This is a genomic window from Synechococcus sp. EJ6-Ellesmere (assembly GCF_024345875.1).
GTDB classification, from domain to species: Bacteria; Cyanobacteriota; Cyanobacteriia; order PCC-6307; family Cyanobiaceae; genus Regnicoccus_A; species Regnicoccus_A antarcticus.
In genome coordinates this window covers 1-11075 of the sequence record NZ_JAGQBY010000106.1, presented here as the reverse complement: position 1 = coordinate 11075, position 11075 = coordinate 1, and the positions used below count along the sequence as shown (strand labels likewise).

Here is an 11075-nt window from a genome sequence, read left to right as displayed (position 1 = left end):
CAGGGCCAGCCCCGCCAGGGCACCGGAGAGGGGCCCATCCGCCAGCGACCAGGGCAGCAGCCAGAGCACCGCCCAGCTGGGGGGAACCCCGCCGATCCGCAGCACGCCAGGCGCCGCCAGGGTGAGCAGCGGCACCACCAGGGCGCTGACCACGAAGAGGGGGCGGCGATGCAGGCTGGCCATGGTTCAGGACCCCGCCGGAGCGGGGCCCCGGCGGGTGAGCACCTGCACCCAGTCGACCGAAGCCACCGGGGCGCTCAGCTGCACCACCGCCAGCGTGGCCGGCACCGCCTTCTCATCCACCGACTGGATCACCCCCACGCTCAGGCCCGGGGGCACCAGGGTGCTGGCGGGGGAGGTGACCACCACATCGCCCGGGCGCACCTGGGGATCCTTCTCGAGGAAGCGCAGCACAGGCCTGTTGCTGCCGACCCCGGTGAGCAGTCCATGGCGCTGAGTCCGCCCCACCCAGACACCCACCTTGCTGGAGGTGTCAGTGAGCAGGGCCACCCGGGCGGTGGTGGGGGTGACGCTGTCCACCCGCCCGATCAGGCCGCCGGGAGCGATCACCGAATCCCCCGGCTGGATGCCCTGGAGCCCGCCGGCACCAAGCACCAATTGATGCCACCAGTCGCCCGGCTCACGGGAAATCACCGGTGCGGTGACCTTGCCGGGATCGGCCCGCTGCAAGTCAAGCAGACTGCGCAGGCGGCGGTTGTCGAGCTCCAGCTGACTGAGCCTGGTCTGCTGATCCAGCTGCTGAGCCGCCTGCAACCACTCCTTCTGGGCGCTGCCAGGCCAGAAGGGGCGGCTCAGCAGGGCGTAGGTATCGCTGAGCAGGGCGCCCTTGCTGAGGCGAACCGCCACCAGGGCGAACGCCACCAGGGCCCACGGCCAGGCTCCGACCACCGGCCTCAGCCAGGGGACGCGGGAGAGGCGTCCGAACGGCACAGGACTCAGGTGGAGAGACGGGAGAAGTCAGGGGTGTCGAGAACCCGCTCCAGACGCTTGTAATCCTCCAGAACCTGGCCGCAGCCGTTGACCACGCAGAGCAGGGGATCCTGGGCCACGTGGGTGAGGATGCCGGTCTCGTGGCTGATCAGCTCGCTGATGCCGCGCACCAGGGCGCCACCGCCGGCGAGCATGATGCCGCGATCGACGATGTCGGCGGCCAGCTCAGGCGGAGTGCGCTCCAGGGTGCGTTTCACGGCTTCGACGATCACGTTGAGCGGTTCGGCCATCGCTTCGCGGATGTCGCCGGCGCGGATGTTGATCGTGCGGGGCAGGCCGGAGAGCAGGTGCAGGCCGCGCACATCCATCGAGGATTCATCGTGGGCGTCATCGGGGAAGGCGGAGCCGATCCGGATCTTGATCTCCTCGGCGGTGCGCTCGCCCACCACCAGGTTGTGCACCTTCTTGAGATACACCGTGATGGCATCGCTGATCTCATCACCCGCCACCCGCACCGACTCACTCAGGACAGTGCCGCCAAGGCTGAGCACAGCCACTTCGGTGGTGCCGCCACCGATGTCGACGATCATGGTGCCGACGGGTTCGGTGACCGGCAGACCGGCGCCGATCGCGGCCGCCACCGGCTCATCAATCAGATGCACCTCGCGGGCACCGGCCAGACCGGCCTCCCGCACCGCCCGGCGCTCCACGCCGGTGACGCCGCTGGGGATGCCGATCACCAGTCGTGGCGCCACGATGCCGCGGCCTTCGTTGCCCTTCTGGATGAATGACTTGATCATCATCTCGGCGGCGTCGAAGTCGGCGATCACCCCATCGCGCAGGGGACGCACGGCGCGAATGTTTCCGGGGGTGCGGCCCAGCATCAATTTGGCCTCGTCGCCCACCGCCAGGGGCACCCCCTTCTCCAGATCAAGCGCCACCACGGACGGTTCCTGAAGCACGATCCCCTTGCCGGACACGTACATCAAGGTGTTGGCCGTTCCCAGATCGATGCCGATGTCACGGGAGAGCTGGAAACGACGAAAGAACACTGGTGAGCAGTCAAGCGGGGCGAATCATAGGTGGACCCCTTGGACAGCCCCTCGGCTGGACCCGGGGTGGGACATCCGGGCCCAAGGGTGGAACCAGCAGAGAGAAGCGCTGCAGGACGTGGCGCATCATGGGTCCAAGTGACCCCATCCCCCCCTTTTCTGGAGACCCCCATGGGTGTGAATTCCGTGACCCTCGTAGGCCGTGCCGGCCGCGACCCCGAAGTGCGCTACTTCGAATCCGGCACCGTGGTGGCCAATCTCACGCTGGCCGTGAACCGCCGCAGCCGCGACGACGAGCCCGACTGGTTCAACCTCGAGATCTGGGGCAAGCAGGCCCAGGTGGCCGCCGACTACGTCCGCAAAGGCTCGCTGCTGGGCATCATCGGCTCCTTCAAGCTCGACCGCTGGACGGACCGCGCCACCGGTGAGGAGCGCAGCAAACCCGTGGTGCGGGTCGACCGGCTGGAACTGCTGGGCTCCAAGCGCGATGCCGAGCAGGGGGCCTACGGCGATGGCGGCGGTGCCTACGGCGGCGGCGAACCCAGCAGCGAGGAAGTGCCCTTCTGAAGCTGACCCTGGACACTGCAGGCCTGCTTCAGCGGCTGGCCTGGCGCTTTTTCCAGGTGCGCAGCCCCAGCCAGGCCGCGAAGGCCAGCGCCGCCAGCACCAGCAGCACCTTGATCACCTGGGTCACGGGCTGCAGCCAGACCTCCACGTTGGCGTAGCCCTCCCCGAGCGCCATGCCGGCCACGGTCAGCAGCAGGGTCCAGATCAGGCTGCCGGCCGTGGTCCAGATCAGGAAGGGGACCAGCGGCATCATCTCGATGCCGGCAGGAACCGAGATCAGCGTGCGGATGCCCGGCACCAGCCGGCCCCAGAACACCAGGGCCGTGCCGTGGCGGCTGAACCAGTTGCGGCTGCGGTGCAGTTCCTGGGGGCTGATGCCGATCCAGCGGCCGTGGCGCTCGAGCCAGTGCTCGATCCGCTCCTCATTGACCAGGCGGCCGACGCCATACCAGGGCAGGGCCCCCAGCACCGTGCCCGCCAGACCGGCCAGCACCACGGGCACGAGGCCCAGCTGACCCTGCTGCACGTAAAAACCCCCCAGAGGCATGATCAGCTCCGAGGGGATGGGGGGGAAGAGGTTCTCCAGGAACATGGCGCCGAAAATGGCCCCATAACCGGCGATCGGATTGGCAGCCACGGCCGCACCGATCAGTTCGGGCAGCTTCTGGATCAGTTCGATCGCCATCCGGGGTCATCTGCGCTGCCCGCAAGTCTTCCATGGGCGGCGACCTGCCCAGGCTGCTGAGGCTTTCCCTGCAGCCGCGGTACCAGGGACGAACTCAGTAGCGGTAGTGATCCGACTTGAAGGGTCCCTCGACCGGCACATTGATGTAGTCGGCCTGCTCGGAGGTGAGCTCGGTGAGGCGGGCACCGATCTTGTCGAGGTGGAGGCGGGCGACCATCTCATCGAGGTGCTTGGGCAGCACATAGACCTTCTTGCCGTACTGGTCGCCCTTGCAGAACAGCTCGATCTGGGCCAGCACCTGGTTGGTGAAAGAGTTGCTCATCACGAAGCTGGGGTGTCCGGTGGCGCAGCCCAGGTTCACCAGGCGGCCTTCGGCCAGCAGGATGATCTTGTTGCCGCTGGGCAGCAGCACGTGGTCCACCTGGGGCTTGATGTTGTCCCAGGGATATTGCTTGAGAGCCACCACATCGATCTCGTTGTCGAAGTGGCCGATGTTGCAGACGATCGCCTGATCGCGCATCCGGACCAGGTGATCGTGGGTGATCACGCGGAAGTTGCCGGTGGCGGTCACGAAGATGTCCACGTCAGCCACCACATCATCGAGGCGGACGACGCGGTAGCCCTCCATGGCCGCCTGCAGCGCGCAGATCGGATCCACTTCAGCGATCATCACGCTGGCCCCCAGGCCCCGCAGCGACTGGGCCGAACCCTTGCCCACATCGCCGTAGCCCATCACCAGGGCCACCTTGCCGGCCACCATCACATCAGTGGCGCGCTTGATCGAATCCACCAGCGATTCACGGCAGCCGTAGAGGTTGTCGAACTTGCTCTTGGTGACCGAATCGTTGACGTTGATGGCCGGGAAGGGCAGCTCGCCGCTCTTCTGCATCTGGTACAGACGGGCCACACCGGTGGTGGTTTCCTCAGTGACGCCCTGGATCTGGGCGTGGATGCGCGAGTAGAAGCCGGGCTGGGCGGCCAGACGCTGACGGATGGAGTGGAAGAGGGCGGTCTCCTCTTCACTGCCTGGGTTGTCGAGCACCGAGGGGTCCTGCTCGGCCTTGGTGCCCAGCACCACCAAACCGGTGGCATCGCCGCCGTCGTCGAGGATCATGTTGGGGGTGCCGCCGTCGGCCCACTCCATGATCCGGTGGGTGAACGCCCAGTATTCATCAAGGTTTTCGCCCTTGTAGGCGAACACAGGGATGCCAGCGGCGGCGATGGCGGCGGCAGCGTGATCCTGGGTGGAGAAGATGTTGCAGGAGGCCCAGCGCACCTCAGCGCCGAGGGCCACCAGGGTTTCGATCAGAACCGCCGTCTGGATCGTCATGTGCAGGCTGCCGGCGATGCGGGCGCCCTTGAGGGGCTGCTCGCTGCCGTACTTCTGCCGCAGGGCCATCAGGCCGGGCATCTCGGTTTCGGCGATGGCCATCTCCTTGCGGCCGAAGTCCGCCAGGCCCAGATCAGCGATCACATACGACGACGTCACATGCAGGCCCGACAGGGCACCGCTGAGCGTGGAGTCGGCCACGGCCGCGGGGGGGGAAACCACCATGGGTTGAAGACGCTCCCTCAAGGGAGGACGATGGGTTGAAAAATCTGCAGAGACGCCGAGGCTTCGGGCTAGCTGCAATCGAATCTACAGGCGCTGCCGGGGCCGGGGCGAGGGCATGGGTGCGCAGCTGACACTGGCCGATGCCGCGGCCACCCGCCGGCTGGGGGCTGACCTGGCCACGCTGCTGCTGGGCGAGGGGCCGCGGCTGCTGCTGCTGCGGGGTGATCTCGGCGCCGGCAAGACCTGCCTGGTGCAGGGTCTGGCCCAGGAGCTGGGCATCGCCGAGCCGATCACCAGCCCCACCTTCGCCCTCGCCCAGCACTACAGAGGCCAGCTGGCCGGCCGCAGCACCCACCTGGTGCACCTCGACCTCTACCGGCTGGAGCAGCCCGAAGCCGCCGACGAGCTGTTCGCCCAGGAGGAGGAGGAGGCCCTGCAGATGGAGGCGGTGCTGGCGGTGGAGTGGCCGGAGCGGCTTGGTGTCCTGCCCGCCGACGCCTGGCAGCTGGAACTTCTCCACCAGGGTGAAGGTCGAATTGCGCGGCTTACTCGCCGAGGGCTTCTGCAACGGCTCGCTGGAACACCGCCTCTTCGGGGCTGAGGCCAGTCCAGCGCTCGAAGATCTGCATCGCCAACTGCACCAGCATCTCCACTCCATCCACAATCCGGCAGCCCCGCTCACGCGCCGTGGCCAGGAATGGTGTGATCCGCGGGTTGGTGATCACATCGACGGCTGTGCAGCTCGGGTCCACCGTGTCCCAGCGCAGGGGGATCTCCTCCAGCTCTGGTGCACAGCCCAGATGGGTGGCGTTCATCAACAGGGTGGTGTCCGCGGGCACGTTCACCTCCTTCTCCCAGGCCTGCCAGCGACAGGGCACTCCGCTGGCCCGTTGGACCAGCTCGGCAACCTCCCGCCCCTGGCTTTCACGACGCGTCACCAGGGTGAGCTGGGCGGCACCGGCCCAAGCGATCTCAACGGCCATGGCCCGGCCTGCCCCCCCGGCGCCGAGCATCACCCCCCGCTGATCGCGTAGTGGTACCACCTTCTCGATCGCTTTGACGACGCCCTTGCCGTCATTGTTGTGGCCGATCAGGCCCCCCTGATCGGTCGTCACGTAGTTGGCGGCGCCGATGGCGATCACGTCGTCATCGACGGCGTCCAACATGGGCATCACCGCCACCTTGTAGGGAACGGTGATGCCCACGCCGCGATAGCCGAGCGGCGCCAGGGCGGCGACGGCCACCGCCAGGTCGGCCTCCGAGGCGATGTCGCTCTTCCAGAACTGCCAGGGCAGGCCGTAGTGGCTGTAGACCGCATCGAACATGCGATCAATCGGGTTCTCTGCCACCGGATGGCCCAGCATCCCGGTCATCTGCTTCTGAGCGGGGATCACGTGTTTTTGAGCAGAAGTCAAGGCTGACAGAGTAGAGCCCATGGCCCGATTGCAAGGCTGCTGCAGGGCTGCGCTGGCCAGGCTCAGGTGTGGTTTGGCTCCGTTGCTGCCGCCAGGAACTCCAGCACCTGAGCCTGGCTGGGCTGGGGATCGATGGCGCCGGCGCCCTGGCAGACCAGGGCGCCGCAGGCACTGGCAAAGCGCATGGCCTCCAGCACCCGCTCGGAACTGCCGCAGGCCAGCAGCTGCGGCTCCTGGCAGAGGCGGTGCAGCAGTCCTGCCAGGAAGGCATCGCCAGCGCCGGTGGTGTCCACCACCGGCACCTGAAAGGCCTCCAGGCATCCGGCCTGGCCGCCCAGCCACCAGCGCAGGGCGCCAGGGCCATCGCTGATCAACACCGCCGGGGCCTGGGGCAGGGAGGCACTGATGCGCTGGGGGTCGCGGCTGCCGGCGATCCAGTCGGCCTCTTCGGCCGACACCTTGATCAAGGCCGCCGCGGCCAGCAGGGGCTGAAGGCTGGCCAGGGCCTGCTCAGGGGAGATCGACCAGAAGGTGGGACGCCAGTTCACATCGAGGGCGAGGGGGACCTCAGCGACGGCGGCGCGATCCTGGGCCAGCTGCAGGGCCGCCGCAGAAGCTGGCGAGGCCAGCGGAATGGTGCCCACCAGCAACCAGCGGGCGGTGGCGATCAGCTCCTGCAGGGGCGCCTCCAGGACGGCAGCCTCCACGGCCTGATCAGCGAACCCATCCCCCCGCTCACCGGTGAAGCCACCGAAGCTGCGATCACCCGTGCGGTCGCGCCGCACCAGCACCGTGCGGGAGGGCCGCAGCGGATCCCACTGCAGTGCTCGGGTGTCCACACCCCGGGCCTGAAACAGCTCACGGAAGGCGGTGCCGATCGCGTCGCTGCCCAGACGCCCCAGCAGGGCGGAGCCCGTCCCCAGCCGGGCCAGAGCGCAGGCCACATTGGCGGGAGCGCCGCCGAGGCAGTCGTCGACGGGCAGGTCGGTGGCCGGGTCACCGCCCGGGGGACCCAGACGATCCACCAGCGCTTCACCGAAACAGAGCACCTGGGGCTGGGGGGTCATCAGGCCGATGGCAGCTTCCGTTCAGCATGGCCTGGGGTGCCGTGGTGGCCGAGCCAGGCCTGAAGGGCAGCGATGATCCGGGCATTGGCCGCCGGGAAGGGAAATTCCGCGAGCTGCTCCGGCTGCACCCAGCGCACCTGCTGACTGGCCAGGGGCTGGGGCTCACCGCTGCTCCAGCGGCAGAGATGAACGATGAAGCGCAGCCGCTTGTGGCTGTAGGCGTGCTCCAGGGAGATCAGCTCCTCACCCACCTCCACCTCGATCGCCAGCTCCTCGCGCAGCTCCCGACGGATGGTGTCAACGATCAACTCACCGGGCTCCTGCTTGCCGCCGGGGAACTCCCACAGTCCCCCCAGCAGGCCCTCCTCCAGGCGCTGGTCGATCAGTACCCGGTCGGCGCCATCGAGAACCACCCCCACACCGATCACCTGAAAGGGCAGGGGCGCACTGGCGTCTTTCACGGGATAGCGGGTGGGATCGCCGGCAGCGTAGGCAGCGCAGTGGGGCCGCCAGGGGCATTGGCCACAGCGGGGCTGGCGGGGGGTGCAGACCGTGGCGCCCAGGTCCATCAGGGCCTGGTTGAAGGCCCGTGGGCGCTGGGGATCCAGCAGCTGCTCACTCCAGCGCCAGAACCGCGCCAGCGAGCGCTGGGGCGGCTGGGGCCAGGCCAGCAGGCGCGCCAGCACCCGGCGCACGTTGCCATCAAGGATCGGCTGCGGCTGATCCAAGGCAGAGCTGAGAATGCTCCCCGCCGTGCTGCGGCCGATGCCCGGCAGGGCCTGCCAGCCCTCCAGATCCCAGGGCCAACCCTGGGCGGCCAGCAGCGCCGCGGAGCGGTGCAACCGGCGGGCACGGGCGTAATAGCCAAGGCCCTGCCACTGCAGCAACACTTCCTGCTGGCTGGCCTCCGCCAGGGCGTCGACGCTGGGGAAAGCCAGCATCCAGCGCTCCCAGTAGGGGCGCATCACCGCCAGCTGGGTCTGCTGAAGCATCACCTCGGCAGTCCAGATGCGATAGGGGCAAAGGGGTTCACCGTCCTGGGGCTCGCTGCCATCCGGCCTGAGCTTCCAGGGAATCCCCTGGCGACCATGCAGGCTCCACCAGGCGAGCAGATCCCGGCGGAGGGCCCACGGATCGGGGATCGCTTCCCTCAAAGGCTCAATGCATGCGCACCAGCACGGTCTCGTCCTGCACTTGCAGGCTGTACTCGGAGCTGCAGGCAGCGGTGTCCGTAGGAACGCAGGGCTCATCACGGAACACCCCCGGCTCCAGCGGGCTGCGCTCGAGCGCCAGACCATGGAACTGGAGCTGCGTTCGTCCCCAGGCCCAGTCGTCGTTGATCAGCCTGGGCACCAAGCGGTCCAGCAGGGGGAACTTGGTCTGGCTGTTGTGCAGCACCGGGGATTGCGGCATCCCACCTTCAAAGCGGATCGCCGTGATCGTGGCCTCCGGCAACTGCATTTGCAGCCGGGAGATCCCGCCGATCAGCCGCGAGATCCGCCCTTGTTCATAGATCGCCTGGGCCGAGGTGGCATGGCCGTAGGCATAGGCCACGACCACCAGCAACCAGGCCAGGGCCGCCACCGCAGCGCGGGGGATCACTCTCCAGCGGAGCTGGGTCGTCCCCGCCACAATCTGCAGGGCCAGGGCCGAGAGCAACGGGCCAAGAAACAGCAACAGGCGCGGCACCCTGGCCAGGGGATCCTCCAGGCCCAGCAGGGCGCCGGGTGACACCAGGGCGATCAGTGCCACGATTCCCAGCACCAGAGCCGTGCAGGCCAACCTCGCCAGGCGGCCACGGCGAGCCTTCGGCCACCGCCCGACAGCGATCCAGACCACGACGGCATAGGCCAGCACCAGCACCAGCCAGGGGACACTGATGGGCCAGCGGCTCCAGTCGTCGAAGAGGATCTGCCAGAACTCCAGGGCATGGCGCAGGAGCTGGGCGGGCAGGGCCGCGTCGAGGGGGAGCGCCCGGCCCTGTTCGGTGGCGTAGGACGTGCGCTCCTGCAGCACCAGCCGCATCAGCGTCATGTAGCTGGCCAGAGCGAGGCCATAAGTGACGATCACCCTCCCAAGCCTGTGCCAGAAGGAGGGCCGTTCGGGCACCGGCGCCGCCAGACCCAGGATTTCCCCCACCACCAACATCAGCGCAAAGGGCAGAAAGCCGCTGGTGGCTGGCTGGTACAGGCAGAGGGAGGCCAGCAAGAATGCCGAACTCAGCAGCAGCCCCAGCCGCGATACGACCCGGTGGAGCACCACAGCTGCCACAACCGCCAACCCCAGGGCCAGGGCCATCGCCAGACAATCGAATCCGTAGGACAGGTTCTCCAGGGCATAGGGCTGCCCCAGCAGCGGCAGGGTGGCCAGGGCGCTCCAGAGGGGTGAGCGCAGCCCGTAGGCGCGCGCGGCCACCACGGCCGTCAGCGCCAGCACCCCGACAGCCAGCAGCTGGTGCAACGGTGCCACGGCCACCGCCGGAGCCCCCAGGTTCACCAGGGCGAACAGACCATCGGCCAGGGGACGCCCCACCTCGGTCCAGCGGAACTCTCCATCCATCGAGCGGCCGTAGTCGTCGATGTAGCGGTGAACGAAGAGAATGATGGGCAGAATGAGGAACAATCCTGCCGCCAGACAAGCATAAAGCTGACGACTGGTTCCTGAGCCCCAGAGAGCAAATGAACCCAAAGTTCCTTCGCCAGAATTGCCTGAGTCAGCAGCTCGCCACATCCATGATCGTCAGGAGTCAATTTACTCTATCAATCCCAGTCGATGCCGCCTCTGAGCCGACTGCTGCACTGGACGACCTGTCTGACCAGGGAAACGCCTGCGGGAGCATGGAGAAATCCGAGCAAGACTGCAAGGTCTCGATTGGAGCGAAATTCATGAACCAAATCAGCGTGGCTTGGTTCCTGATATCCGGCAGAGGCTTGATGACACGTTTAACGCCTGAGTCGTTGAAGGCATCGAGATCGTCCCGCGACATCGACTCGAGCAGTGGCACGACGATCAAATCGACGGAACGCAGGGACTGCTGAACAACCAGAAACAACTTCTGCCAGAACTCAGCAACGACCAGCGGCCGCACAAGGAACAGATGAAGAAGATCCATCGGTCCCCTGTCCAGGAAAAATCCCACTGAGCATCGACGCAGGACGTCAGGCATATGCGCAACCAGTCCAACGCTTGCTGGCGAAACATCAAGGCAATTTACTTGCTGAAATCGTCTTGGCTTGGCTCAAGCAAGAATCGATAATCCTCAAGGATGTAAACCGATGATGCGCTGGCCTCAAGGAGATGCTTATGGCCAGGGTCGTTTTCCCAACACCCCTGCAACCCCTGTCGAAATAACTTTAAGCATGCAGGACATGAAAGACGCCCCAAGCTCAGAACGATCCTTCGAGGTGTGTCAGCGTGCAAGCGTAATCATTTCACAGGCGAAGATCCAGATCAAGGTTTGGCTCCGGTCAAGACTGGGCAAGGTCAAGGCACACAAGCCCAGCAACACTCAGAGCATCGCCGCATCGCTGTAGTCCTTCACCTGATCGCTGAGGCGGCGCAGAGATGCGAGGCCGTCGCGCTCGAGGTTGCGGATGCGATCACGGCTCATGCCCAGGATGCGGCCGATGCCGGTGAGGCTCATGGGCTCCTCCACATCGATGCCGTAGCGCATGCTCAGCACGCTCCGCTGCAGCTCAGGCAGCTGCTCCAGCAGCGCTCGCATGTCGCCGCGCAGGCACTCGCTGTCCACGCTCTCCGCCGGCAGCGTCCCGTCACCCTGCA

At 66.9% G+C, this 11075-nt stretch carries 12 protein-coding genes and 1 pseudogene; 2 read left to right on the top strand and 11 right to left on the bottom strand.

From position 1 onward, the window contains the following. The 3 genes and pseudogenes from KBY78_RS11945 to KBY78_RS11935 all read right to left on the bottom strand — a co-directional run. Window positions 1-183: pseudogene (locus tag KBY78_RS11945) on the bottom strand (rod shape-determining protein MreD); the annotation flags it as partial. Window positions 184-186: 3 nt separating this feature from the next. After that, the gene (mreC, locus tag KBY78_RS11940; protein WP_255143775.1) at window positions 187-951 is read right to left on the bottom strand and encodes a rod shape-determining protein MreC; all 765 of its coding nucleotides are present in this window, start codon (window positions 949-951) and stop codon (window positions 187-189) included. 5 nt (window positions 952-956) lie between these two features. Next, a complete protein-coding gene (locus tag KBY78_RS11935; protein ID WP_006172896.1) occupies window positions 957-2003 on the bottom strand; it encodes a rod shape-determining protein in 1047 nt (348 codons plus the stop codon). A gap of 171 nt (window positions 2004-2174) precedes the next feature. Here KBY78_RS11935 and KBY78_RS11930 point away from each other — a divergent pair, with 171 nt between their 5' ends. Continuing rightward, a complete protein-coding gene (locus KBY78_RS11930; protein WP_006172895.1) occupies window positions 2175-2570 on the top strand; it encodes a single-stranded DNA-binding protein in 396 nt (131 codons plus the stop codon). Between the two features lie 28 nt (window positions 2571-2598). Here the strand turns inward: KBY78_RS11930 and KBY78_RS11925 are convergent, their stop codons facing one another. Next, entirely contained in the window at window positions 2599-3255 is a 657-nt protein-coding gene (locus tag KBY78_RS11925) for a DedA family protein (protein ID WP_255143774.1), read from the bottom strand. A gap of 94 nt (window positions 3256-3349) precedes the next feature. Continuing rightward, window positions 3350-4810, bottom strand: a complete 1461-nt coding sequence (ahcY, locus tag KBY78_RS11920) for an adenosylhomocysteinase (RefSeq protein WP_255143773.1) — start codon at window positions 4808-4810, stop codon at window positions 3350-3352. Between the two features lie 115 nt (window positions 4811-4925). On the opposite strand from ahcY, the gene tsaE reads away from it, so the two are divergent. Further along, the gene (gene tsaE, locus KBY78_RS11915) at window positions 4926-5411 is read left to right on the top strand and encodes a tRNA (adenosine(37)-N6)-threonylcarbamoyltransferase complex ATPase subunit type 1 TsaE (RefSeq protein WP_255143772.1); all 486 of its coding nucleotides are present in this window, start codon (window positions 4926-4928) and stop codon (window positions 5409-5411) included. Here tsaE and KBY78_RS11910 read toward each other — a convergent pair. The 6 genes from KBY78_RS11910 to KBY78_RS11885 all read right to left on the bottom strand — a co-directional run. Beyond that, window positions 5356-6183, bottom strand: a complete 828-nt coding sequence (locus KBY78_RS11910; RefSeq protein ID WP_255143771.1) for a shikimate dehydrogenase — start codon at window positions 6181-6183, stop codon at window positions 5356-5358. The genes tsaE and KBY78_RS11910 overlap by 56 nt on opposite strands. A gap of 104 nt (window positions 6184-6287) precedes the next feature. After that, window positions 6288-7292 carry a carbohydrate kinase gene (locus KBY78_RS11905; RefSeq protein ID WP_255143770.1) on the bottom strand — a complete coding sequence of 335 codons (1005 nt, stop codon included), beginning with the start codon at window positions 7290-7292 and terminating at the stop codon, window positions 6288-6290. After that, complete coding sequence (mutT, locus tag KBY78_RS11900; RefSeq protein ID WP_255143769.1) at window positions 7292-8446, bottom strand: 8-oxo-dGTP diphosphatase MutT; 1155 nt, start codon at window positions 8444-8446, stop codon at window positions 7292-7294. Before mutT ends, KBY78_RS11905 begins: the two co-directional genes overlap by 1 nt. A gap of 4 nt (window positions 8447-8450) precedes the next feature. Next, on the bottom strand, window positions 8451-9914 hold the full coding sequence (locus KBY78_RS11895) for a glucosyltransferase domain-containing protein (protein ID WP_255143768.1): 1464 nt from the start codon (window positions 9912-9914) through the stop codon (window positions 8451-8453). A 124-nt stretch (window positions 9915-10038) separates the two neighbouring features. Continuing rightward, on the bottom strand, window positions 10039-10458 hold the full coding sequence (locus KBY78_RS11890; protein WP_255143767.1) for a hypothetical protein: 420 nt from the start codon (window positions 10456-10458) through the stop codon (window positions 10039-10041). A 342-nt stretch (window positions 10459-10800) separates the two neighbouring features. Next, the coding region (locus KBY78_RS11885) for a sigma factor-like helix-turn-helix DNA-binding protein (protein ID WP_315856665.1) at window positions 10801-11075 on the bottom strand (275 nt) is incomplete at its 5' end.